18 protein-coding genes are annotated in these 23,236 nt (G+C 74.1%); 11 read left to right on the top strand and 7 right to left on the bottom strand.

Features of this window, described 5'->3' with window-relative positions:
• Window positions 1–79: 79 nt before the first annotated feature.
• Window positions 80–2,707: a DNA helicase PcrA gene (gene pcrA, locus OHV05_RS12940; RefSeq protein WP_405017802.1), complete on the top strand. Its 2,628-nt coding sequence runs from the start codon at window positions 80–82 to the stop codon at window positions 2,705–2,707.
• A 194-nt stretch (window positions 2,708–2,901) separates the two neighbouring features.
• Window positions 2,902–3,309, top strand: coding sequence for a cobalamin B12-binding domain-containing protein (locus OHV05_RS12935; RefSeq protein WP_403036807.1), 408 nt, complete (start codon window positions 2,902–2,904; stop codon window positions 3,307–3,309).
• Between the two features lie 26 nt (window positions 3,310–3,335).
• Here OHV05_RS12935 and OHV05_RS12930 read toward each other — a convergent pair whose 3' ends face one another.
• Window positions 3,336–4,910: a DUF5691 domain-containing protein gene (locus OHV05_RS12930; RefSeq protein ID WP_405017801.1), complete on the bottom strand. Its 1,575-nt coding sequence runs from the start codon at window positions 4,908–4,910 to the stop codon at window positions 3,336–3,338.
• 331 nt (window positions 4,911–5,241) lie between these two features.
• Window positions 5,242–6,540, bottom strand: coding sequence for an SWIM zinc finger family protein (locus tag OHV05_RS12925; RefSeq protein WP_405017800.1), 1,299 nt, complete (start codon window positions 6,538–6,540; stop codon window positions 5,242–5,244).
• Window positions 6,541–6,797: 257 nt separating this feature from the next.
• Here OHV05_RS12925 and OHV05_RS12920 point away from each other — a divergent pair, with 257 nt between their 5' ends.
• The 5 genes from OHV05_RS12920 to sucD all read left to right on the top strand — a co-directional run bounded on the left by OHV05_RS12920 (window position 6,798) and on the right by sucD (window position 14,093).
• Window positions 6,798–7,907, top strand: a complete 1,110-nt coding sequence (locus OHV05_RS12920) for an AAA family ATPase (protein WP_405017799.1) — start codon at window positions 6,798–6,800, stop codon at window positions 7,905–7,907.
• Window positions 7,908–7,961: 54 nt separating this feature from the next.
• A complete protein-coding gene (locus tag OHV05_RS12915; RefSeq protein WP_405017798.1) occupies window positions 7,962–10,478 on the top strand; it encodes a DUF5682 family protein in 2,517 nt (838 codons plus the stop codon).
• Window positions 10,475–11,668 (top strand): VWA domain-containing protein, encoded by a 1,194-nt coding sequence (locus OHV05_RS12910; protein ID WP_405017797.1) that lies wholly within the window; start codon window positions 10,475–10,477, stop codon window positions 11,666–11,668. The genes OHV05_RS12915 and OHV05_RS12910 overlap by 4 nt, the downstream gene beginning before the upstream one ends.
• Before the next feature lie 351 nt (window positions 11,669–12,019).
• The gene (sucC, locus tag OHV05_RS12905) at window positions 12,020–13,192 is read left to right on the top strand and encodes an ADP-forming succinate--CoA ligase subunit beta (protein WP_403036821.1); all 1,173 of its coding nucleotides are present in this window, start codon (window positions 12,020–12,022) and stop codon (window positions 13,190–13,192) included.
• Window positions 13,193–13,208: 16 nt separating this feature from the next.
• Window positions 13,209–14,093, top strand: coding sequence for a succinate--CoA ligase subunit alpha (gene sucD, locus OHV05_RS12900; RefSeq protein ID WP_403036824.1), 885 nt, complete (start codon window positions 13,209–13,211; stop codon window positions 14,091–14,093).
• Window positions 14,094–14,190: 97 nt separating this feature from the next.
• Here sucD and OHV05_RS12895 read toward each other — a convergent pair whose 3' ends face one another.
• On the bottom strand, window positions 14,191–15,696 hold the full coding sequence (locus tag OHV05_RS12895; protein ID WP_405017796.1) for a sigma factor-like helix-turn-helix DNA-binding protein: 1,506 nt from the start codon (window positions 15,694–15,696) through the stop codon (window positions 14,191–14,193).
• Between the two features lie 78 nt (window positions 15,697–15,774).
• On the opposite strand from OHV05_RS12895, the gene OHV05_RS12890 reads away from it, so the two are divergent.
• Entirely contained in the window at window positions 15,775–17,163 is a 1,389-nt protein-coding gene (locus OHV05_RS12890; RefSeq protein ID WP_405017795.1) for a DUF6350 family protein, read from the top strand.
• 39 nt (window positions 17,164–17,202) lie between these two features.
• On the opposite strand, the gene OHV05_RS12885 is transcribed toward OHV05_RS12890, so the two are convergent.
• The gene (locus tag OHV05_RS12885; RefSeq protein ID WP_403036832.1) at window positions 17,203–17,880 is read right to left on the bottom strand and encodes a hypothetical protein; all 678 of its coding nucleotides are present in this window, start codon (window positions 17,878–17,880) and stop codon (window positions 17,203–17,205) included.
• 438 nt (window positions 17,881–18,318) lie between these two features.
• Between OHV05_RS12885 and purN the strand changes: the two genes are divergently transcribed.
• Window positions 18,319–18,924 (top strand): phosphoribosylglycinamide formyltransferase, encoded by a 606-nt coding sequence (purN, locus tag OHV05_RS12880; RefSeq protein WP_405021452.1) that lies wholly within the window; start codon window positions 18,319–18,321, stop codon window positions 18,922–18,924.
• The gene (gene purH / locus OHV05_RS12875; RefSeq protein WP_405017794.1) at window positions 18,921–20,501 is read left to right on the top strand and encodes a bifunctional phosphoribosylaminoimidazolecarboxamide formyltransferase/IMP cyclohydrolase; all 1,581 of its coding nucleotides are present in this window, start codon (window positions 18,921–18,923) and stop codon (window positions 20,499–20,501) included. The genes purN and purH overlap by 4 nt, the downstream gene beginning before the upstream one ends.
• Before the next feature lie 67 nt (window positions 20,502–20,568).
• On the opposite strand, the gene OHV05_RS12870 is transcribed toward purH, so the two are convergent.
• The 3 genes from OHV05_RS12870 to OHV05_RS12860 all read right to left on the bottom strand — a co-directional run bounded on the left by OHV05_RS12870 (window position 20,569) and on the right by OHV05_RS12860 (window position 22,169).
• On the bottom strand, window positions 20,569–21,216 hold the full coding sequence (locus OHV05_RS12870; RefSeq protein WP_403036836.1) for an RDD family protein: 648 nt from the start codon (window positions 21,214–21,216) through the stop codon (window positions 20,569–20,571).
• A gap of 144 nt (window positions 21,217–21,360) precedes the next feature.
• Complete coding sequence (locus OHV05_RS12865; protein WP_405017793.1) at window positions 21,361–21,774, bottom strand: DUF2752 domain-containing protein; 414 nt, start codon at window positions 21,772–21,774, stop codon at window positions 21,361–21,363.
• Window positions 21,771–22,169, bottom strand: a complete 399-nt coding sequence (locus tag OHV05_RS12860) for a hypothetical protein (RefSeq protein ID WP_405017792.1) — start codon at window positions 22,167–22,169, stop codon at window positions 21,771–21,773. The genes OHV05_RS12865 and OHV05_RS12860 overlap by 4 nt, the downstream gene beginning before the upstream one ends.
• 209 nt (window positions 22,170–22,378) lie before the next feature.
• On the opposite strand from OHV05_RS12860, the gene OHV05_RS12855 reads away from it, so the two are divergent.
• Window positions 22,379–23,236: a bifunctional methylenetetrahydrofolate dehydrogenase/methenyltetrahydrofolate cyclohydrolase gene (locus tag OHV05_RS12855; protein WP_405017791.1), complete on the top strand. Its 858-nt coding sequence runs from the start codon at window positions 22,379–22,381 to the stop codon at window positions 23,234–23,236.

The following is a 23,236-nucleotide window of genomic DNA, read 5'->3' as shown; positions in this document are numbered from 1 at the left end:
CCCGGCAGGCGCGGGGCGGGGCGGGGAGTGGGCCGTTTCCTCCGGAGGTGTCGGTGCGGGCCCATAGACTCGTAGGGCCATGACTAGCCTCTTTGACGACCTCCCGCTCCCCGGCTTCGAGCTTCCGTCCTCGGCCGGGTCGAAGCAGCCACCCGCAGAGCCTCCGTTCGCCGACGAGGAGCCGCCGCCGTACGACGACGCCCCGTACGACGACTCGTACGAGGAGGCGGTGCCCGACGGGCTGTTCCAGACCGACCACGCGGCGCAGGCCGAGCGGGACGCGTACTACCGGAACGGCGCGGCGCGGACGGTGATCGACCCGGCGCAGCTGCTGGAGGGGATGAACGACCCGCAGCGGGAGGCCGTGGTCCACTCCGGCGGGCCGCTGCTGCTGGTGGCCGGGGCCGGGTCGGGCAAGACCCGGGTGCTGACGCACCGGATCGCCTACCTGCTCGGGGCGCGGGGGGTGCAGCCGGGCGAGATCCTGGCGATCACCTTCACCAACAAGGCCGCCGGGGAGATGCGGGAGCGGGTCGAGGCGCTGGTCGGGCCGCGGGCCCGGGCGATGTGGGTGTCGACCTTCCACAGCGCCTGCGTGCGGATCCTGCGCCGGGAGAGCAAGGTGCTCGGCTTCACGTCGAGCTTCTCGATCTACGACTCGGCGGACTCGCAGCGGCTGATGGCGCTGGTCTGCCGGGATCTGGACCTGGACCCGAAGCAGTTCCCGCCGAAGTCGTTCACCTCGAAGATCAGCAACCTGAAGAACGAGCTGATCGACGAGGAGACGTACGCCGACCAGGCGGCGAACCCGATGGAGAAGAAGCTCGCGGAGGCGTACCACCTCTACCAGCGCCGGCTGCGGGAGGCCAACGCGCTGGACTTCGACGACATCATCATGACCACGGTGAACCTGCTGCAGGCGTTCCCCGACGTGGCCGAGCACTACCGGCGGCGGTTCCAGCACATCCTGGTGGACGAGTACCAGGACACCAACCACGCCCAGTACATGCTGGTCCGGGAGTTGAGCGGTGGCGCGGTGGCCGCGCGGCCGAAGCGGACGGTGGACGGGGACTTCGTGAACCCGGCGGCCGGGCGGCTGTCCGAGGTGCCGCCGGCCGAGCTGTGCGTGGTGGGTGACGCGGACCAGTCGATCTACGCCTTCCGGGGCGCGACGATCCGGAACATCCTCCAGTTCGAGGAGGACTACCCGAACGCGACCACCATCCTGCTGGAGCAGAACTACCGCTCCACCCAGACCATCCTGAGCGCCGCCAACTCGGTGATCGAGCGGAACACCGGCCGCCGGGAGAAGAAGCTCTGGACGGCCGGCGAGCACGGCGAGAAGGTGATCGGCTACGTCGCCGACGACGAGCACGGCGAGGCGCAGTTCATCGCCGAGGAGATCGACCGGCTGACCGACGCGGGCGACGCCCGGCCCGGTGACGTGGCGATCTTCTACCGGACGAACGCGCAGTCCCGGGTGTTCGAGGAGGTGTTCATCCGGGTCGGCCTGCCGTACAAGGTGGTCGGCGGGGTGCGCTTCTACGAGCGCAAGGAGGTCCGGGACGTCCTCGCGTACCTGCGGGTGCTGTCCAACCCCGAGGACACCGTGCCGCTGCGGCGGATCCTGAACGTGCCCAAGCGCGGCATCGGCGACCGGGCGGAGGCGATGATCGACGCGCTCTCGCAGCGCGAGCGGATCAGCTTCGCGCAGGCGCTGGTGCGGGTGGACGAGGCGTACGGGATGGCCGCCCGGTCGGCCAACGCGGTGCGCAAGTTCAACGAGCTGATGGCCGGGCTGCGGCAGATCGTCGAGTCCGGGGCGGGCCCGGCGGCGGTGCTGGAGGCGGTGCTGGAGGAGACCGGGTACCTGGCGGAGCTCCAGGCGTCGACCGACCCGCAGGACGAGACCCGGGTGGAGAACCTCCAGGAGCTCGCCTCGGTGGCGCTGGAGTACGAGCAGGACCCGGGCGAGCGGCCGGAGGGCGACGACGAGGGCACACCGCCGGTCGGCTCGCTGGCGGACTTCCTGGAGCGGGTCGCGCTGGTCGCGGACTCGGACCAGATCCCGGACGACGAGGACGGCGCGGGTGTCATCACGATGATGACGCTGCACACCGCGAAGGGCCTGGAGTTCCCGGTGGTCTTCCTGACCGGCATGGAGGACGGGATCTTCCCGCACATGCGGGCGCTCAACCAGGTCAAGGAGCTGGAGGAGGAGCGGCGGCTCGCGTACGTCGGGCTGACCCGGGCCCGTGAGCGGCTGTACCTGACCAGGTCGGTGCTGCGCAGCGCCTGGGGGCAGCCCTCGTACAACCCCGCCTCCCGGTTCCTGGAGGAGATCCCGGCCGAGCTGGTGGAGTGGAAGCGCACGGGGGCGTCGGCGGTGCCGGCCTCGCGTGGGTTCTCCTCCTCGTCCGGCTCGGGGTCGGGTTCGGGCTTCGGCTCGGGTTCGGGTGCGGGGGCGCGGCGGTCGACGGGGGCGGCGAGTTCGCCGAAGGCGGGCTGGGGGCAGTCGGCCCGGCGGGTCACCGAGCGGGAGGCCGTCGCGCTGGCGGTGGGCGACCGGGTCACCCACGACAGCTTCGGGCTCGGCACGGTGGTGGCGACCTCGGGCGTCGGGGACAAGGCGCAGGCCACGGTGGACTTCGGGGCCACCGGGCGTAAGCAGCTGCTGCTGCGGTACGCGCCGGTCGAGAAGCTCTGACGCCTGCCCGGTGGTCGGTGGGAGAGGCGGCCGGGGCTCGTGGATGTTGTGATTTTCCCCTCCTCTGGGGAGGGGAATCCGTCGACGGGCCCCGGGAGCGCTAACCTCCCCTCAGATTGGTTATCGGTGGTTAACCGCGCGCGCCCGATCAGGTCGGCCGCCAGTGGTGGGACGACGTGGTCCAGGAGGCAGTCATGGGTGTGTCAGGGCCGATCCGTGTGGTCGTCGCCAAGCCGGGGCTCGACGGCCACGACCGGGGCGCGAAGGTGATCGCGCGCGCCCTGCGGGACGCCGGTATGGAGGTCATCTACACCGGCCTGCACCAGACGCCCGAGCAGGTGGTCGACACCGCGATCCAGGAGGACGCGGACGGCATCGGCCTGTCCATCCTGTCGGGTGCTCACATGACGCTCTGCGCCCGGGTGATCGAGCTGCTCAAGGAGCGGGACGCGGCGGACATCAAGGTGTTCTGCGGCGGGATCATCCCGGAGGAGGACATCATCGAGCTCAAGCGGATCGGGGTCGCGGACATCTTCACCCCGGGCACCCCGACCCGCGACGTGGTCGCCTGGGTCGAGGCGAACCTCCGGGTCGCGGGCTGAGCGGGCTCTCGGGCTGACCTGGTGGGTCAGCCCGAGAGCTCGGCGAGCATGACGGCCCTGAACCGGAGCGTCTCGGCGAGCCGGGCCAGGGTGTCCGACCAGGCCGAGTTCGGCGTCGCGTCGGCGGCCAGCGCGGCCACCGCCGGGGCGGTCTCCGGCGCGAGGGCGCGCTCGGTCATGCCGAGCACCCCGCTGTGACTCCACGGGTACGCCCCCGAGGCGGCGGCCCGCTCCAGCGCCGCGACCACGGCGGTGCTCAGCGGCGGGGTCCACGGCGTGGCGCAGGCGCCGAGCAGCTGGAACGCCTCGCCGAGCCCGTGGGTCTGGATGAACGCGGCCGTCCAGGCGGCCCGTTCGGAGGCCGGCAGCACGGCGAGCAGCCGGGCCGGGGCACCCGCCGTCGGTGCGGCCGCGGCCCGGGCCGCCCGGCTGCCGGCACGGCGGGGGGCCGGACCGAGCAGCGCGCGGGCCCAGCCGACGTGCTGCTGACGGACCGCCGCCCGGGCCCACGCCTCGTGCAGATCCTCCGCCCAGTCCGGACCGGCCGGGTCGACGTCCTCGACCGGCAGCCGGAGCAGCTGCTCCGGGGTGAGCCCCGTCCCGGTCGTCCAGTGTGCGAGCGGGGCGGCGGCGATCACCTCGCCGAACCACCAGGCCCGCTGCCCCCGGCCGGTGGGCGACTTGAGCGGTATGCCGTCCCGCTGCATCCCGGCGTCGCACTCGGCCGGTGGGCTGACGCACAGTCGGGCGCCGTCGGCCTGCTCCAGGCGTACGGCGGCCCGGGCGCGCTCCGCCATCCGGAGGGCGAGGGCCGACTCCGGCAGAGTGGAGAGCAGTTCGGCGGCGGTGGCCCGGACGTTCTTGCTGCGGTCGGCGAGCGCCGCCTCCAGGAAGCTCTCGTCGGCCGGGGACAGCCCCTCGTGCAGGGCGTCCAGGAAGAGCAGCCGGTCCTCGGCGCGCTCGGTGGCCCAGGTGCCGCTCAGCAGCTCCAGCGCGGCGGCCGGCTCGGTCCGGCGCAGCCGGGAGAGCAGGGTCACCCGCTCGGCGAACAGGCCCTCCTGCCACAGCTGTTCGTCGTGCCCGGAGCCGGTGACCGGCTGGTCGGTGGCGGTGCGGTGGACGTACTTCCAGTCCGGATTCTGCCCGGCGAGCCAACGGCCGAGCGGACCGGCCAGCGCCACCACGTCCGGGCGCAGCTCGCTGCGCGCCCGGGCGGCGTCCAACAGGGCCGGGACGGCCGCCGCCGGTGCCCGGTAGTCGTACCGGCGGGCGGCGGCGAGCCACTGGGGGAGCAGCTCGCCCAGGTTGGCGGTGCCGGTGTGGTGTCCACCGAGCAGGACGGCCAGCCGGTGCACGGCGGCTGACGGCGGCTCGGGCCGCGAGTCGCCCCCGGCCGGCTCGGGCGGCCGCACCGCCGGATCGGGCCGGGCCCCGGCCCGACGGCGGACGGTCTCCATCGCCGCCAGATCCAGCAGCGCGGCAGCCGGGTCCGACCGGTCCACCCCGGCGGCGGGCCCGGACGGCATGGGCGGCAGCGGGCGGCGGTCGGTACCGAGCAGGGCGGTGGTGTGCAGCTCCTGCCAGGGGTCGGTGATCGTCATCGAGTACTCCGTGAATGGTGAGGGCACATGGTCCGGAAGCCAGGGGCTCTGCTGTTGCGCGGCTCCGCCGCGTGGGCGACGCCGGCTTTTTTGGCAGGCGGTTCGGAAGAGTCAGGGGTTCGGGGAACTGCGACGCCGGCCCCGGGGGCGGGTTCAGAGTGCGGGTGTGGTCGACCCCGGGCGCGGCTGGCGTTCGCTTCACGTGCGGGTTCAAGCGAAAGCGCCTGACCAACCACGCGGCGATCACGCTCCGGAGGTCGGCGTCGCAGTTCCCCGAGCCCCTGGTGGTGCACCACGTGCCAGAGGGTCGGCGTCGCCCGCGCGGCGGAGCTCAGGTGAGCTGCGTGGCCCGGCCGTTGGTGGGCCAGGCGGTGACGGGGGCGAAGCCGCGGTGGCCGGATTCGCCGAAGACGGTGAGGGGGAGGCCCCCCGAGACCGCGGCGAGGCGCCAGAGCGCGGGCTCGGGGCAACTGCCGGCGCGGACGGCGATGCTGTGCTGTCCGTCCGTCAGGCGCCAGCCGTCGCTGCCGAGTACGGGCACCACGCCGGCGAGCACGGTCGGCCAGGACTCCACCCAGGGGTCCTCGGCGACCGCCCGGCCGTACTCGGCCACCGCCTCCCCGACCGGCACGCCGTCGGGCACCGTGGCGTCCGGCTCCGGCTCGCCGTAGCGGGTGCCGAGCACGGCCCGCAGCGGCCGGGCACCGGGGTGGAAGGCGAGCTCGGCCTCCAGCACCCGGCCGACGGGCAGGGCGAGTTCGGGGGCCCGGCCCGGCCCGCCGAAGGCGAGCAGCAGGGCGGAGCGGCCGGTCTTGGCGCCGCGCAGCCAGATCCGGCGGGTGGTGAGCCGGTCGTCGGCGGTGTCCCGGGAGCCGAGCACCAGCCAGCGGTCCCGGACGGTCGGCCCGGCCAGCAGCTCGGCGGTGTCGGTGGGGACGCCGACCCGGTTCCGGACGGTGGCGGCGAGCTCCTCGGGCAGCTGGTCGGCCCGGCCGACGGCGCCCGCCAGCAGGTGCAGCAGCGCGTACTCGGCCAGCCGCCGGTCGTTCGGCAGGTAGCTCAACTCCCGGACCTGGGCGGCCAGCCGGGGGGCCTGGGCGTCGACCATCCGGGCGGCCACCTCGTCCCAGTCGCCGGGCGGCTCGTCGGCCAGGCCGTGCCGGACCCGGTCGGCCAGCCGGAGCCGCAGCTCGGCCGCGCCGGCCGCGATCCGGGTGCTGCGGCGGGCGGCCCGGCGGGCGGCGGCGACCGGATCGGCCGGGGCGGCGGTGCCGGCGGCCGTACGGCGGTCGGCGGCCTGCTGACGGCTGCTCAGCCACTCGGCGACCCAGTCGGGCGGGGCGGCCGCCGGGACCGCCTCGCCGCTGCCGCTCCAGAGCAGCAGCAGGCCCAGCGCGTGCTTGCACGGGAACTTCCGGCTGGGGCAACTGCACTTGTAGGCGGGCGTGGTGAGCTCGACGACCGTGCGGTACGGCGTGCTCCCGCTGCCCTTGCACAGGCCCCAGAGCGCGCCCTCGCCCTGGCCGGTCGCGGACCAGGGGGTGGCGGCGGACAGCTTGCCGGCGGCCTTGCGGGACGGCTGGTCGGGGGCGAGGGACAGGACGTGCTCGGTGCTCCAGCGTTCCTCCATGGCGACGACGCTAGGAGGGGGCACTGACAACGGGGCGGGCCGTTCACTCGAACTGATGATCTGTCACCGACCGGGCCGGAATTGTCAGTCCCGGGGTGCATGGTTGTTCTCGCAGCCCGGGAACGAAGGTTCGAACCGGGGCCTGTCCTCACTGGTAAGACGCCTGCGCCCAGTCACCCCGACCTCTCCGTGCCCTGCCACAGCCCTGCCCTCAGCCTGCCCTTGAGCCGGCCTGCGGCCGATCCGAAGGAGCCCTGATGACCACTCGCACGAGTGCCCCCGAGAGCAGCGAGGTGCTCCGCGAGCACGCCGAGGACGCCTTCGCCGCCGAGCTCGCCGCCCTCGCCGCGCAGGACGACCGGCCGCGCCCCGAGCGCTGGCGGCTCTCGCCCTGGGCGGTGGCCACCTACCTGCTCGGCGGCACGCTGCCGGACGGCACGGTGATCTCGCCCAAGTACGTCGGCCCGCGCCGGATCGTCGAGGTCGCCGTCACCACGCTGGCCACCGACCGCGCGCTGCTCCTGCTCGGCGTCCCCGGCACCGCCAAGACCTGGGTCTCCGAGCACCTCGCCGCCGCCGTCAGCGGCGACTCCACCCTGCTGGTGCAGGGCACCGCCGGCACCCCCGAGGAGGCGGTCAGGTACGGGTGGAACTACGCGCAGCTGCTGGCCAACGGCCCCAGCCGGGCCGCCCTGGTGCCGTCCCCGATCATGCGGGCGATGGCCGACGGCCAGATCGCCCGGGTCGAGGAGCTGACCCGCATCCCGGCCGACGTGCAGGACAGCCTGATCACCATCCTGTCCGAGAAGACCCTGCCGATCCCCGAGCTCGGCCTGGAGACCCAGGCCGTCCGCGGCTTCAACCTGATCGCCACCGCGAACGACCGCGACCGGGGGGTCAACGAGCTCTCCAGCGCGCTGCGCCGCCGGTTCAACACGGTGGTCCTGCCGCTGCCCGGCTCACTGGAGGAGGAGGTCGACATCGTCACCCGCCGGGTCGGCCAGCTCGGCCGCTCGCTCGACCTGCCCGCGCTGCCCGAGGGTGCCGAGGAGATCCGCCGGGTGGTGACCGTCTTCCGCGAGCTGCGGGACGGCGTGACCACCGACGGGCGGACGAAGGTGAAGACGCCCAGCGGCACCCTCTCCACCGCCGAGGCGATATCGGTGGTCACCAACGGCCTGGCGCTGGCCGCCCACTTCGGCGACGGCGTGCTCCGGGCGAGCGACGTGGTCTCCGGCGTCGCGGGCGCCGTGCTGCGCGACCCGGCCACCGACCGGGTGATCTGGCAGGAGTACGTCGAGGGCGTGCTCCGCGAGCGGGACGGCTGGAAGGACTTCTACCGCGCCAGCCGGGACAACTCCCGCTGACCACCGGCAGGTTCGGCCGCAGGCAGTAGACGACTCGTTCGAGGGGAGCACGGTATGAGCGACGCAGCGGTGACGTTGCTGGGCATCCGGCACCACGGCCCGGGCTCGGCCCGGGCGGTGGCCGCCGCGCTGGAGCGGCTGCGCCCGGACGTGGTGCTGATCGAGGGCCCGCCCGAGGCCGACGCCGTGGTCGGCCTGGCGGCCGATCCCGGCATGGTGCCGCCGGTCGCCCTGCTGGCCCACGCGGTGGACGACCCGGCGCGGGCGGCGTTCTGGCCGTTCGCGGCCTTCTCCCCGGAGTGGGTGGCGGTCCGGTACGCCCTCGACCGGGGCGTGCCGGTCCGGTTCATCGACCTGCCGGCGGCGTACGGCCTGGCGGCGGGTGCGGAAGTGCCGGGGGGCACTTCCGCGCTCGACGCCGAAGCGGCCGAAGCCGCCGCCGCACCGGGCGCCGAGGCACCCGAAACCCCGGAGCCGGCCGGGGAGTCCGCGTTCGACCCGATCGGGCGGCTGGCCGCCGCGGCCGGGCACGCCGACTCCGAGAGCTGGTGGGAGGACGTGGTCGAGCACCGCGCCCCGTCCACCGACCCGGCGGCCGACGTACTGGCCCCGTTCGCCGCCGTCGCCGAGGCGATGACGGCGCTGCGCGAGCGCGCCCTCGTCAGCCGTCGGGACGAGCTGCGCGAGGCGTACATGCGTCAGTCGGTCCGCGCCGCCCGGCGGGCCGGCCACGCCCGGATCGCGGTGGTCTGCGGTGCCTGGCACGTCCCGGCGCTGAGCACCATGCCGACCGTCGCGCACGACCGCGCGCTGCTGGCCGAGCTGCCGAAGAAGCTGAAGACCGAGATCACCTGGGTGCCCTGGACGCACCGCAGGCTCTCCCAGCACACTGGCTACGGCGCGGGCGTGGACTCGCCCGGCTGGTACCACCACCTGTTCACCGACGGTGCCTCGGGCGAGCGGAGTTCGGAGGGCCGGTCCCGGGCGCTGGCGCACTGGATGACCAGGGTGGCCGAGCTGCTGCGGGCCGAGGACCACCCGGTCTCCTCGGCGCACGTGATCGAGGCGGTCCGGCTGGCCGAGACGCTCGCCGCGATGCGCGGCCGCCCGCTGGCCGGGCTGGCCGAGACGCTGGACGCGGTCCGGTCGGTGATGTGCGACGGTTCCGACCTCGCCCTCGCCCTGGTGCGGGACCGCCTGGTGGTCGGCGACGCGCTCGGCGAGGTCCCGGAGTCCGCGCCGACGGTGCCGCTCCAGCGGGATCTGAGCAGGCTTCAGCGCAGCCTGCGGCTCAAGCCCGAGCCGGAGCCGCGCGAGCTCGACCTCGACCTCCGGAAGGCGAACGACACCGCGCGTTCGCTGCTGCTGCACCGGCTGCGGCTGCTCGGCGTCGACTGGGGCAGCCCGGCCCGTTCCACGGTCAACTCGACCGGCACCTTCCGGGAGAGCTGGCGGCTGCGCTGGCAGCCGGAGTTCGCGGTCCGGATCGCGGTGGCCGCCCAGTGGGGCACCACGGTGGAGGCCGCCGCCACCGGCCGAGCGGTCGAGCGGGCGGCCCGGGCGACCGCCCTGCCGCAGCTCACCGAGCTGGTCGAGCACTGCCTGCTGGCCGGGCTGCCCACCGCCCTGCCGGCGGTGATGCGAGCGCTCGCCGACCGGGCCGCCCTCGACACCGACGTGGCCCAACTCGCGGAGGCGCTCCCAGCCCTGGTCCGGGCGCTGCGCTACGGCGACGTCCGGGGGACGGACAGCGCCGCCCTGGAGGAGGTCGCCCGGGGCCTCGCCGACCGGATCTGCGTCGGCCTGCCGCCCGCCTGCGTCGGTCTGGACGCGGAGCAGGCGGGCGTCCTGCGCGGCCACCTGGAGAGCGTGCACGCCGCGATCGGCCTGCTGGAGACGGACGAGGCACCCCCGTCGTCCGGGCCCGCCATCTCACCCGCCACCGCACCCGCCGCCGACTCGCTCACCGAGCGGTGGACGGCCGCCCTGCGCTCGCTGGCGCGCCGTCAGCCCCCGGCCCAGGCCGGTGCCGGGGCCGGCCCGGGCACCGGAGTGCCGGGGCTGCTCCGCGGCCGGGCCACCCGGCTGCTGCTGGACGGCGGGCGGATCGACTCCGAGGAGGCCGGGCAGCGGCTCGGCCTGGCCCTCTCGCACGGCAACCAACCGGCCGACACGGCGGGCTGGGTGGAGGGCTTCCTGGCGGGCAGCGGCGTCCTGCTGCTGCACGACCCGGCGCTGCTCGGCCTGCTCGACCGCTGGCTGAGCGGCGTCCCCGCCGAGGCGTTCACCGACGTCCTGCCGCTGCTGCGGCGGACGTTCGCCGCCCTGGAGGCCGGGGTCCGGCGCAGCCTCGGCGAGCGGGTCGCGGCCGGTGTCCGGTCCGGTCCCGGGGCCGGTACCGCCGTCGGGCCCGGCTCGGCCGGGCCGTCCGCCGAGCTGGACCTCGACCGCGCCGACGCCGCCCTGCCGGTGCTCACCCTGCTGCTGGGCCTGGGCGGCACCGTCGCCATCACCACGTCCCCCGCCGGGGCCCGGATCCCCCGTCAGACCGACCGCAGGAGTGCCGGATGACCACCCCTCAGCTCACCGTCACCCCCGACACCCCGGAGCAGGAGCGGCTCCGCCGCTGGCGGCTGGTGCTCGGCGGCGACTCCGACGGCACCGGCTGCACCCTCACCGGCCGGGACGCCGCGATGGACGGCGCCCTCGCCGCCCTCTACCGGGGCGCCGAGGCCGCTGCGGGCACCGGTGCCGGTGGCCGGTCCGGCGCGACCCGGACGGCCGGTCTCGGCGGCTCCGCCCCGCAGGTGGCCCGCTGGCTGGGCGACATCCGGGAGTACTTCCCGACCTCGGTGGTGCAGGTGATGCAGCAGGACGCGATCACCCGCCTCGGGCTGGAGCGGCTGCTGCTGGAGCCCGAGATGCTGGAGGCCGTCGAGCCGGACGTGCACCTGGTCGGCACCCTGCTCTCGCTCCGGCACGCCCTGCCCGAGACCACCAGGGAGACCGCCCGGGCCGTGGTCGGCAAGGTGGTCGCCGATCTGGAGCGCCGCCTCGCCGACCGGACCAGGGCCACCCTCGGTGGCGCCCTCGACCGCAGTGCCAAGGTCAACCGCCCCCGCCACCAGGACATCGACTGGGGCCGCACGATCCGGGCCAACCTGACCAACTACCTGCCCGAGTACCGCACCGTGGTGCCCAAGCGGCTGGTCGGCTACGCCAGGGCGCAGCGCGCGGTGAAGAAGGAGGTGATCCTCTGCGTCGACCAGTCGGGCTCGATGGCGCCCTCGGTGGTGCACTCGGCGGTGTTCGGCGCGGTGCTGGCCTCGATGAAGAGCCTCTCCACCCGCCTGGTGGTCTTCGACACCTCGGTGGTGGACCTGACCGAGCAGCTCACCGACCCGGTGGACGTGCTGTTCGCCACCCAGCTCGGCGGCGGCACCGACATCAACCGGGCGCTGGCGTACTGCCAGTCCCGGATCACCCGGCCGGCCGACACGGTGGTGGTGCTGATCAGCGACCTCTACGAGGGCGGCATCCGGGACGAGATGCTCAAGCGGGTGGCGGCGATGAAGGCGTCGGGCGTCCAGTTCGTCGCGCTGCTCGCGCTCTCCGACGAAGGGGCCCCGGCCTACGACCACGCGCACGCCGCCGCGCTGGCCGCGCTCGGCGCGCCGGCCTTCGCCTGCACACCGGACGCGTTCCCGGAGATCATGGCCGCCGCGATCGAGCGCCGTCCGCTGCCGATCCCGGAGGGCTGACGGAGTATCGGGGCGGATTCACCCGGACGTGCGACGGCCGGGCCACCGCGTCAGGGCTCCCGACGGGCCCGCGCAAGGGGGGTGAGCTGGGCGGGCGGCGCGCCCGGAGGCACCCGCTGTGACGGTTCTCACCAAAGCGGACCGGGCCCCGGGCGAAACACTCCCGTCGTCCGGGGATAACCTGCCACACGGACGTGACGCGCGTGTTGGTTGACGTGTGCGCCCGTGGCTGTGTGGGCCGCAAGGCCGTATCTCTGCGTACCCGCCCAGCCTCGACGACCCGCAGCGAAGATCCTGCCGTGGCACGCTCGTAGAGACACAATCCGCGACCACGAACAAGGACGAACACACGTGGACCTGTTCGAGTACCAGGCGAGGGACCTCTTCGCCAAGCACGGTGTACCCGTGCTTGACGGGGACGTCATCGAGACCCCCGAAGCCGCTCGTGCCATCGCCGAGCGCTTCGGCGGACGCGCCGTCGTCAAGGCTCAGGTGAAGGTCGGTGGCCGAGGCAAGGCCGGCGGCGTCAAGCTCGCCGCCGACCCGGCCGACGCCGTCGCCAAGGCCGAGGCGATCCTCGGTATGGACATCAAGGGCCACACCGTCAACAAGGTGATGCTGGCTCAGACCGCGGACATCAAGGAGGAGTACTACGTCTCCTTCCTGCTGGACCGCACCAACCGCACCTTCCTGGCCATGGCCAGCGTCGAGGGCGGCGTGGAGATCGAGGTCGTCGCGGAGGAGAACCCCGACGCGCTCGCCAAGATCCCCGTCGACGCCAACGAGGGCTGCACCCCGGAGAAGGCCGCCGAGATCGTCGCCGCGGCCAAGTTCCCGGCCGAGATCGCCGACCAGGTCGCCGACGTGCTGGTGAAGCTCTGGAAGGTCTTCATCGCCGAGGACGCGCTCCTCGTCGAGGTCAACCCGCTGATCAAGTCCGGCGATGGCAAGATCATCGCGCTCGACGGCAAGGTCTCGCTGGACGAGAACGCCGAGTTCCGTCAGCCGCACCACGCCGAGCTCGAGGACAAGGCCGCCGCCAACCCGCTCGAGGCGGCGGCGAAGGCCAAGGGCCTCAACTACGTCAAGCTCGACGGCGAGGTCGGCATCATCGGCAACGGCGCGGGTCTCGTCATGAGCACCCTCGACGTGGTCGCGTACGCCGGTGAGAACCACGGTGGCGTCAAGCCCGCCAACTTCCTCGACATCGGCGGCGGCGCCTCCGCCGAGGTGATGGCGAACGGCCTGGAGATCATCCTGGGCGACACCGACGTCAAGTCGGTCTTCGTCAACGTCTTCGGCGGCATCACCGCGTGCGACGCGGTCGCCAACGGCATCGTGCAGGCGCTCGCGCTGCTCGAGGAGAAGGGCGAGGCGGTCACCAAGCCGCTCGTCGTCCGCCTCGACGGCAACAACGCCGAGCTGGGTCGCAAGATCCTGACCGACGCCAACCACCCGCTGGTGCAGCAGGTGGACACCATGGACGGTGCGGCCGCCCGCGCCGCCGAGCTGGCCAACAAGTAAGGAAGAGGACTACATCATGGCTATCTTCCTCACGAAGGACAGCAAGGTCATCGTCCAGGGCATGACCGGCTCCGAGGGCATGAAGCACACCCGCCGGATGCTCGCCTCGGGCACCCAGATCGTCGGTGGCGTGAACCCGCGCAAGGCCGGCACCACGGTCGACGTCGACGGCACCGAGGTGCCCGTCTTCGGCTCCGTCGCCGAGGCGATCGAGAAGACCGGTGCCGACGTCACCGTCATCTTCGTGCCGCCGAAGTTCACCAAGGACGCGGTCGTCGAGGCGATCGACGCCGAGATCGGCCTCGCGGTCGTCATCACCGAGGGTGTCCCGGTCCACGACTCGGCCGCCTTCTGGGCGTACGCCGGTTCGAAGGGCAACAAGACCCGGATCATCGGCCCGAACTGCCCCGGCCTGATCTCGCCCGGACAGTCCAACGCGGGCATCATCCCGGCGGACATCACCACCACCGGTCCGATCGGTCTGGTCTCCAAGTCGGGCACCCTGACCTACCAGCTCATGTACGAGCTGCGGGACCTCGGCTTCTCCTCGGCCGTGGGCATCGGTGGCGACCCGGTCATCGGCACCACGCACATCGACGCCCTCGCGGCGTTCGAGGCGGACCCGGAGACCAAGATCATCGTCATGATCGGTGAGATCGGCGGCGACGCCGAGGAGCGTGCGGCGGCCTACATCGCCGAGCACGTCACCAAGCCGGTCGTCGGCTACGTCGCGGGCTTCACCGCCCCCGAGGGCAAGACCATGGGCCACGCCGGCGCCATCGTCTCGGGCTCCTCGGGCACCGCCCAGGCGAAGAAGGAGGCCCTCGAGGCCGCCGGTGTCAAGGTCGGCAAGACGCCGTCCGAGACCGCCCGCCTGGCCCGTGAGCTGATCGCCAAGTAAGGCCCGGCGTTCGCCACGGAGGCCCCCCACCCGAGTCCGGGTGGGGGGCCTCCGGCGTTCCGTCAGGCCGGCGTCCGGTCCGACGGCCGCGCCCGGCTCAGCGGTCCGGCAGCTCGACGCGGAGCGCGGCGTCGGCCCCCGGTGCGACCGGGCAGAGGCGGAGACCGGAGCACGGCGCGGCCGGGACGGCGACCGGCAGCGGTGGCAGCGGAGCCGGGGCAACGGGTGCCGCAGCAGACCCAAGCCCTTGGCCGACCGGCCGCGCAGCCGTCGCCGCCCCCGCCCCCGCCGGGGCCACGGCGACGACCTCCGGGGCGGCCCCGAACGGTACGGGCTGCCCCGGCGTCGGGCCGCACCAGTGGCTGCGCAGGCCGGGCCCGGCCCGCACCACGCCGCCGGTCGCCAGGGCGGCGGGGCCCGCGCTGCCGCTGTCGGCGGTCGAGCAGACCTGGCCGGGACCGAGCTCGGTGGACCGGAACAGTTCGCCCGGACCGTTGCCGGTCAGCGTCGCCACGATGGCGGCCGTCATCGCCAGGGTGACCGCTCCGGCGGCCGCCGCGGCCAGGCCGGCCCGGGTCCGGCCCCGGACGGTGAGCAGCCGTGCGGACGGCGCCCTGGGCGCGGGGCAGCCGCGCACGGCCGCCTGGTGCAGCAGGGCACCGAGCCCGGGGCCGAACCCGGCGTCGGCGGGGTCGGCCCCGACCAGGGCGGGAACCGTCCGGGCCAGCGCGGCCCGGGCGCTGAGCACCCGTCCGGTGGCGGCGGCGGTGCTGGACTGCACCTCGACGGCCACCTGGTCGGCGGGCAGCCCGAGGGCGTCGTGCAGCACCAGCGCACGGCGCTGCGGCCGGGTCAGCCGTCCGAGCGCCTTGAGCAGGTCCCGGTCGCGGGGGGTCAGCCGGTCCTGGTCGGGCGCCGACGGTACGTCGGGCATCGGGTGCACCCGGATCTGACGGTGCGGCAGCCGGAGCGGGTGGGCCCGGCGCGGACCGCCCCGGTGCCAGACCGCCTGCGCCGTCTCGAAGGCGTACTCCCGGACCCAGCCCTCCGGGTCCGGCAGCGCGCCCACCTCGCCCCAGCGGCGCCCGGCGGCCGACAGTGCCAGGTGCACGGCGTGCACGGCCCGGTGCCGGCAGGCGGTGAGCAGGAAGGTCTGCTGCACCAGCCGGGTGTGGGTGAGCGAGCAGAGTTCCTCGAAGGTCTCGGGACGGGGCTCGGCGGCAGGCGGCGGCGCGGCCGCCTCGGCGACGTGCGCGGGGCGGGTGGCCGTCGTCGGGACAGCGGTGGCGGGCGGGGCCTCGGTGGGCGGGGCGTCGGCGGGCGGAGCTGCGGCCGGCGCGGCGGTGGTGAGGGCGGTGGCCTCCGCGCGGGTGCGGACGCCGAGCTTGCGCATCGCCCGGTGCAGGTGGGTGCGGGCGGTGCCGGGGGAGATGCCGAGCTGTTCGGCGATCGCCCTGGTGTCCAGGCCGGCGGCCAGCAGGGCGAGGGCCTGGGTCTCACGAGGTGTCAGCAGCCGCAGCAGTTGGGTCGGATCGGCATGCGGGCGCGCCGGTGCGGGGGAGGTCACCGCACCGCCCGGGGCAGGCGGGCTGAAAGTAGACACATAAACAGATAATCCGGGACACGGCGGAGCTTCGCCTCTTCACGGGGCACAACGGGTGATCTTGGGACGATGAGGCCCATGACTCAGCTGATGGGCCGTCCGATCCTGGGCCTGCCGGGCGAACTGGGAGTCCGCCCGTTCCTCGCCGACCTGCTCACCGGTGTCCGGGCGGCGCTGCTCACCCTGGCGGTGACGGCCGTCCCGGTGCTCGCCCTCTGGGTGCTCACCCCGTACGCGGACGACACCGCCGCCGGCGCCGGGCGGCTGGCCTGTGCGCTCTGGCTGCTCGGCCACGGCGCCCCGCTGACCAGGGGGGCGACCGAGGCCCCGGTGACGCTGACCCCGCTGCTGCTCACGCTGTTCAGCACGGTGCTGCTGGTCCGCACCGGACGGCGTCTCGGAGGGCGCGAACGGCTGCACTGGCGCGCGCCGTTGGCGGTGTGCGCCGGGTACCTGGCGGTCGCGCTGGCCGCGGTCGCCGAATGCTCCGGCGCTGGTGCGTTGCGGTCGGTCCCGCTGCTCGACCTCCCGGCGGTCGGGATGCTGGTGGCCGGCTCGGTCGGGGCGGGCCTCTGGTCGGTGGCCGGCGGCCGGGCTGCCCGGCCCGGCCGGTGGTCGCACCAGTGGTCGGCCCGGTGGTCGGCCAGGTGGTCGGACCGGCGCCCCGACTGGGCCCGGCTGCCGGATCGGGCCCGGATCCCCGACTGGGCCCGGCCGGTCGGCGGAGCGCCGGTGACGCTCCGGGCGGCCGCCGCGGGCGGGTTCGGCCTGCTGGCGGCGGGCGGTGTGGTGCTGGCCGGAGCGGTGCTGCTCGGGCCGGGCGCGTCCGGCCGGTCGATGACCGGCTTCGGTGGCGGGCCCGCCGCGGTCGGCGGGCTGACCCTGGCCTGTCTGCTGCTGGTGCCCAACGCCGTGCTCTGGGCGGCTTCGTTCGCGCTCGGCCCCGGCTTCGCGGTGGGCAGCGGGACGGTGGTGGCGCCGACCGGCGCCCGGGTCGGGGCGGTGCCGGACTTCCCGCTGTTCGCCCTGCTACCGGAGACCGGCGGGGCGGCCTGGTGGCCGGTCGTCTGCGCGCTGCCGCTGCTGGCCGGGCTGGTCCCGGCCCTGCTGATCGGCCGGACGGCGGCCGAGGCCCGCTGGCACCCGGTGGCCACCATCGGCGCGGCCGTGGGCAGTTCGCTGCTGACCGGGCTCGGCGCGGGCGTCTGCGCCTGGCTGGCGGGCGGCGCGCTGGCCGGGGGCAGGATGGCGGAGCTCGGCCCGGTGCCCTGGCTGGTCGCCCCGATGGCGGCGGCCTGGCCGGCCCTGGTCACCGTGCCCGGTGCACTGCTCGCCCGCTGGTGGGTGGCCCCGCCGTTCTGGTGGGTCGACCTGACGGGCCGTCGGCTCTGCCTGGCCCGGCGGGCCGCCGACCAGGGCCTGACCTGGGCGGCGGACCAGCTGCCGCCCCGGCGGAAGGACCACTGAACCGCCGCCGGGGCCCCGGCGGCCCCGCCCGGCGCGCGGTCAGCGGTTCTGGTTGTACAGGTTGACCAGGAAGTCCGGAGCGAGGTCGTCGCAGCTGTCCCTGGCCTGGGTGGTCAGCGCCTCGCTGACGCAGCTCACGTAGTCCTGGTAGTACAGCGTGACGCCGAGCGAGGCGAACACGAACAGGATGGTGACCCCACCGGTGACCAGCCCGCCGATCGCCGCCGGGGTCTGCGGCCGGACCGGCTGCGGGCCGTGCTGCGGCCGGGGCTGGGAGCCGGGCTGCGCGGGGCTGCCGTCGGTGGGCTTCGGCCGGGGCGAACGCAGCGCGCTGATCCCCCAGTACGCGGCCAGGGCGCCGAGCAGCAGCGCCACGTACGGAATGCCGAGCACGACGCAGAACAGGCCGCCCATGCCCGCGCTCAGCGCGTACCGGGAGCGGCGCTGGACCGGGTCGTTCGGGTCGAACTTCGGTGCGGCGGGCTGCTGCTGGGGCGACCAGCCGCCCTGGTAGCCGGGGCTCCAGGGGTGCGGCGGCGGCACCTGCGGGCGGCCGTCCGGCCCGTCGGACCCGTCGGCGGGGTCGTCGGAGCCACCGGAGCCGTCGGAGGAGCCGTTCGGCTGCTGCGGGGCGCGCGGCTGCCAGGGCTGGTCGGGGGCATCCGCCGGCGGCGGCGCGAAGGGGTTGCGCTCGCCGGTGTTGTCGCCGCTGCTCATCGGTCAGCCAATCCTTCGTCGAGTGGTCGGGCCTGCTCAATGATCCCGCAGGGGTGTACGAGAATCACACGGGTATGGCGAACCCGGATCACGTGGCGTTCCGGGGGCGCCCGCGAGCCCCGTTCCGGCTCCCGGTGTGGCCCGCGCCTCAACTACGCGCGTAGCGTCGCCGTCGGGTTACGGGGGGCCTCCGACCAGCCGTTATCGTGGTGACGGTCAGCAGTTCGGAGCAGCCCCGCCGGCTCCCGACGCGACCTGTCCGCACCCTGTAGTGGCCCCACCGCCGGTGGATGTACCAGCAAGGGGGCACCTCCCGGCCGGAGGCTGGGGGAGCAACGACGTACGGAGAATCGCGCAGTGGCCGCCGCTTCCGCCCAGTCCGCCCGCAGTCAGGCCCGTAGTCAGGTCTTCCCGCCGCGCACCCCGGGCCCGGCCCGGCTGGTGGTGCTGGTCTCCGGGTCGGGCACCAACCTGCAGGCCCTGATCGACGCCGTCGCCGACCCGGCCTTCGGCGCCGAGATCGTCGCGGTCGGTGCCGACCGGGACGCCATCGCCGGGTTGGAGCGGGCCGAGCGGGCCGGTCTGCCGACCTTCGTGCACCGGATCAAGGACCACACCGACCGCGCCGCGTGGGACACCGCGCTGACCGCCGCGGTCGCCGGACACCACCCGGACCTGGTGGTCACCGCCGGGTTCATGAAGATCCTCGGCCCGGAGTTCATCGCCGCCTTCGCCGGACGGATCGTCAACACCCACCCCGCCCTGCTGCCCGCCTTCCCCGGCGCGCACGGCGTGGCCGACGCGCTGGCGTACGGGGTGAAGGTGACCGGCTGCACCGTCCACCTGGTGGACGGCGGCGTGGACACCGGACCGATCATCGCCCAGGGCGTGGTCCCGGTCGAGGAGACCGACCACGCCGACGGCGGGGACGCGCTGCACGAGCGCATCAAGACTGTCGAGCGCCAGCTGCTCGTCGACGTCGTGGGCCGCCTGGCCCGCGAGGGTCACCGTATCGAGGACCGAAAGGTATGGATTCCGGCATGAGTGCCAGCTCCACCACGCCCCCCGTCTCGGAGAACATCCGCCCGATCCGCCGCGCGCTGATCAGCGTGTACGACAAGACCGGTCTGGAGGAGCTGGCCCAGGGCCTGCACGCCGCCGGGGTCACCATCGTCTCGACCGGTTCCACGGCCGGCCGGATCGCCGCCGCGGGCGTCCCGGTCACCGAGGTCTCCGAGCTGACCGGCTTCCCGGAGTGCCTGGACGGGCGCGTGAAGACGCTGCACCCCCGCGTGCACGCCGGTGTCCTCGCCGACCTCCGCCTGGAGTCGCACCGGGCGCAGCTGGCCGAGCTGGAGATCGAGCCCTTCGACCTGGTCGTGGTGAACCTCTACCCGTTCACCGCCACGGTCGCCTCCGGCGCCACCCCCGACGAGTGCGTCGAGCAGATCGACATCGGCGGCCCGTCGATGGTCCGCGCGGCGGCCAAGAACCACCCCTCGGTCGCCGTCGTGGTCGACCCGGCCCGCTACGGCGACGTGCTGACGGCGGCTCAGGGCGGTGGCTTCGACCTGCTGACCCGCAAGCGGCTGGCCGGCACGGCCTTCGCGCACACCGCCGCGTACGACGTGGCGGTCGCCTCCTGGTTCGAGGGCTCCGGCTACACCGAGAACGAGGAGTCCTTCCCGGCCTTCCTCGGCTCCGCGTACGAGCGCGAGAACGTGCTCCGCTACGGCGAGAACCCGCACCAGCAGGCGGCGCTCTACACCGACGGCACCGGCGGTCTGGCGGGCGCCGAGCAGCTGCACGGCAAGGAGATGTCGTACAACAACTACGTGGACACCGACGCCGCCCGCCGGGCCGCGTACGACCACGCCGAGCCGGCCGTGGCGATCATCAAGCACGCCAACCCGTGCGGCATCGCCACCGGTGCGGACGTCGCCGAGGCGCACCGCAAGGCGCACGCCTGTGACCCGCTGTCGGCGTTCGGCGGGGTGATCGCGGTGAACCGCGCGGTCACCGTCGAGCTGGCCGAGCAGATCGCCGAGATCTTCACCGAGGTAGTGGTCGCCCCGGCGTACGAGGACGGCGCGGTCGAGGTGCTGGCCCGGAAGAAGAACATCCGGGTGCTGCGGGCCGCCGAGGCCCCGGCCAACCGGGTCGAGGTCCGGCCGATCTCCGGTGGCGCGCTGCTCCAGCAGGTGGACCGGATCGACGCGGCGGGTGACGACCCGTCGGGCTGGACGCTGGCCACCGGCGACGCGCTCGCCGCCGACGAGCTGGCCGAGCTGGCCTTCGCCTGGCGGGCCTGCCGGGCCGTCAAGTCCAACGCGATCCTGCTGGCCAAGGACAACGCCTCGGTCGGCGTGGGCATGGGCCAGGTCAACCGGGTCGACTCGGCCAAGCTCGCGGTCGAGCGGGCCGGCGAGCGGGCCCGGGGCTCGTACGCCGCCTCGGACGCGTTCTTCCCGTTCCCCGACGGCCTGCAGGTGCTGCTCGACGGTGGCGTCAAGGCCGTGGTGCAGCCCGGTGGTTCGGTCCGCGACGACGAGGTGGTCGCGGCGGCGAAGGCGGCCGGCGTGACGATGTACCTGACCGGGACGCGGCACTTCTTCCACTGAGCCCGACCGCTGAACGCCGAGGCCCCGCACACCGATCGGTGTGCGGGGCCTCGGCGTCGGTGTCAGGTCAGTTGGACTTGACGACCACGGTGCCCACGATCTTGTCGGCGAAGGTCTGCTTCTTCGCGTCCCAGAGCGGCCACAGGTAGCCGATGCAGCAGAAGCCGTCGACGATGTGCAGCGCCTCACGGCCGAAGGCCGCGCCGAAGCTCAGCTGCTGGCCGTCGGACTCGCGCACCATCCGGATGTTGACGGCCTTCTGGCCCAGCGACTGGCCCATCGAGCTCTTCATCCAGGCCAGGATCGCCCAGATGATCACGGCGAACAGCAGCTCGACCGCGTAGAACGCGCCCATGCCGCCGGTCTCCACCGCGCCGGTGCGGGCGTTCACGGTCGCGGTCGGCGCCATCGCGAACAGGATGATGCCGGGGATGAGCCACAGCGCCACGCTGTCGATGATGCGGGCCACCACGCGGCTGCCCCAGCCCGCGTAGAAGTTCTGCACCGCACCGGGGTTGGGGTAACCGCCGGGCTGGCCGTAGCCCTGCTGCGGCGGGATGCCGTAGCCGGGCTGCGGGGCCTGCTGCGGGTAGCCGTAACCCGGCGCGGCCGGCGGCGGGCCCTGCTGCGGGTAGCCGTAGCCGGGCTGCTGCGGCTGCTGGGGGGGCTGCGGCGGCTGGTTGTACGGGTTGTTCGGGTCGGGCGGGTAACTCATCGGTGCCTCCGGGCAGGAAGGTGAGGTGTGGGACGGGGACAGGGAGACCCTGGGACGGACAGGCAGTTGAGTTGCCGACCGGGTGGGACATTAGCGGAACCGGGTGACACGGCGAAGGTCAGTTACCGTCAGAAAGCGTCAATCTCAGGGAAGGACGATGCCGTAGCGGTGCAACTGCCAGAGCCAGGCCACCGTTAAAGCGGTACCGATCAGGACATTCCGGCGACGGTTCGTCAGCTCCCACCACCAGCGCCCCGGACCGAGCGGCGCGAGCAGCAGGCCGAGGCCGGCCAGCACCGTCACCGGGTTCGCCAGCAGCGCGGCGGCGAAGTCGCCGTGCCCGGCCTCGATGAAGACCGTGGTGCTTCCGCAGCCGGGGCAGGGCACCCCGGTGAACCGCCGCAACGGGCAGAGCACACCGGGATCGTGGGCGTCGTGCAGCAGCGCGACCGCGAGCGCGGCCACCGCCGCGCCGGCCCCGCGCACCGCCACCCGCAGCGCGGCGCCCGCCGGGGTGCCGGCCGTGCTCGTCCAGCGAGCCGTCAACTGGTGTGTCATGGGGCGTAGTCGTCGGAGACGGTGGCGTAGAAGACCAGGCCGGCGACGCCGATCAGGATGCCCAGGACGGAGAGCACCAGACCGCCGATCGCCTGGGTGCGGCCGACCCCGCCGACGCGTGCGCGGTTCAGTCCGGCGATCCCCAGACCGAGACCGATCGGGCCGACCAGCGCGCCGTAGAAGCAGATCACGATGCTCGCGAAGCCCACCGCCAGGGCGGCGGTGGCCAGGCTGTTCGGCTCGGCGGCGGGCGGCGGGTAGCCGTACCCCGGCGGCGGGTAGCCGGGCTGCTGGTGCCCGGGCTGCTGGTACTGCGGCGCGTGGTACGCCTGCGGCTGCTGCCCGTACGACCCGTACGGATCGGGCGGCTGCTGCTGTTGGTACGGATTGCTCACTGTCTTTCGGTCCCCCCGAGCGGTGTATCTCCCCCGTGCTGCCCCGATCGGCCGTCTCCGGCGGGTCGGAACATGGTCGTGCCGGTCATATCGTGGGCGGGCGCCCCGGGGGCTGTCCAGCGGCGATCGCGCGGCGGGCCGAACTGTGGCGCAACCGCAACCCGGGTGGCACGTGTCGAGCACTGGACCCGATCCGGGACAATGGCGCCATGACTGCCCAGATTCTCGATGGCAAGGCCACCGCGGCCGCGATCAAGTCCGAACTCGCCGTCCGCGTGGCGGCCCTCAAGGAGCGGGGCATCGTCCCCGGCCTCGGCACCGTCCTGGTCGGCGACGACCCGGGCAGCCGCTGGTACGTCAACGGCAAGCACAAGGACTGCGCCGAGGTCGGCATCGCCTCGATCCAGCGCGAACTCCCGGCCACCGCCACCCAGCAGCAGGTCGAGGACGTCGTCCGCGAGCTCAACGCCGACCCGACCTGCACCGGCTACATCGTCCAGCTCCCGCTGCCCAAGGGCCTGGACCAGAACCCGGTCCTGGAGCTGATGGACCCGGACAAGGACGCCGACGGCCTGCACCCCACCTCGCTCGGCCGGCTCGCGCTCGGCATCGAGGGCCCGCTGCCCTGCACCCCGTACGGCATCGTCGAGCTGCTCCGCCGGCACGACGTGAAGCTGGACGGCGCCGAGGTCGTGGTGGTCGGGCGCGGGGTCACGGTCGGCCGCTCGATCGGCCTGCTGCTCACCCGGCGGTCCGAGAACGCCACCGTGACGCTCTGTCACACCGGTACCCGGGACCTCGCCAAGCACCTCCGGCAGGCCGACGTCATCGTGGCCGCCGCCGGCGTCGGACACCTGATCAAGGCTCAGGACGTCAAGCCCGGCGCGGCCGTGCTGGACGTCGGCGTCAGCCGGGACGGCGAGGGCAAGATCCAGGGCGACGTGGAGCCCGCGGTCGCCGAGGTGGCCGGCTGGATCTCCCCGAACCCCGGCGGGGTCGGCCCGATGACCCGCGCGATGCTGCTCAACAACATCGTGGTGGCGGCCGAGCGCCACGCCGGGGCCTGA

Origin of the sequence: Kitasatospora sp. NBC_00070 (assembly GCF_045041205.1) — a bacterium.
In the GTDB taxonomy this organism is placed as follows: domain Bacteria; phylum Actinomycetota; class Actinomycetes; order Streptomycetales; family Streptomycetaceae; genus Kitasatospora.
The sequence above is the reverse complement of the archived record's forward strand: the minus strand, read 5'-3'. Positions and strand labels throughout refer to the sequence as shown.

Bases quoted from the DNA above. Each gene is read 5' to 3' on its own strand.
- pcrA (WP_405017802.1), top strand. From the start codon at position 80: ATGACTAGCCTCTTTGACGACCTCCCGCTCCCCGGCTTCGAGCTTCCG.
- OHV05_RS12935 (WP_403036807.1), top strand. From the start codon at position 2,902: ATGGGTGTGTCAGGGCCGATCCGTGTGGTCGTCGCCAAGCCGGGGCTC.
- OHV05_RS12930 (WP_405017801.1), bottom strand. From the start codon at position 4,910: ATGACGATCACCGACCCCTGGCAGGAGCTGCACACCACCGCCCTGCTC.
- OHV05_RS12925 (WP_405017800.1), bottom strand. From the start codon at position 6,540: ATGGAGGAACGCTGGAGCACCGAGCACGTCCTGTCCCTCGCCCCCGAC.
- OHV05_RS12920 (WP_405017799.1), top strand. From the start codon at position 6,798: ATGACCACTCGCACGAGTGCCCCCGAGAGCAGCGAGGTGCTCCGCGAG.
- OHV05_RS12915 (WP_405017798.1), top strand. From the start codon at position 7,962: ATGAGCGACGCAGCGGTGACGTTGCTGGGCATCCGGCACCACGGCCCG.
- OHV05_RS12910 (WP_405017797.1), top strand. From the start codon at position 10,475: ATGACCACCCCTCAGCTCACCGTCACCCCCGACACCCCGGAGCAGGAG.
- sucD (WP_403036824.1), top strand. From the start codon at position 13,209: ATGGCTATCTTCCTCACGAAGGACAGCAAGGTCATCGTCCAGGGCATG.
- OHV05_RS12890 (WP_405017795.1), top strand. From the start codon at position 15,775: ATGACTCAGCTGATGGGCCGTCCGATCCTGGGCCTGCCGGGCGAACTG.
- OHV05_RS12885 (WP_403036832.1), bottom strand. From the start codon at position 17,880: ATGAGCAGCGGCGACAACACCGGCGAGCGCAACCCCTTCGCGCCGCCG.
- purH (WP_405017794.1), top strand. From the start codon at position 18,921: ATGAGTGCCAGCTCCACCACGCCCCCCGTCTCGGAGAACATCCGCCCG.
- OHV05_RS12870 (WP_403036836.1), bottom strand. From the start codon at position 21,216: ATGAGTTACCCGCCCGACCCGAACAACCCGTACAACCAGCCGCCGCAG.
- OHV05_RS12865 (WP_405017793.1), bottom strand. From the start codon at position 21,774: ATGACACACCAGTTGACGGCTCGCTGGACGAGCACGGCCGGCACCCCG.
- OHV05_RS12855 (WP_405017791.1), top strand. From the start codon at position 22,379: ATGACTGCCCAGATTCTCGATGGCAAGGCCACCGCGGCCGCGATCAAG.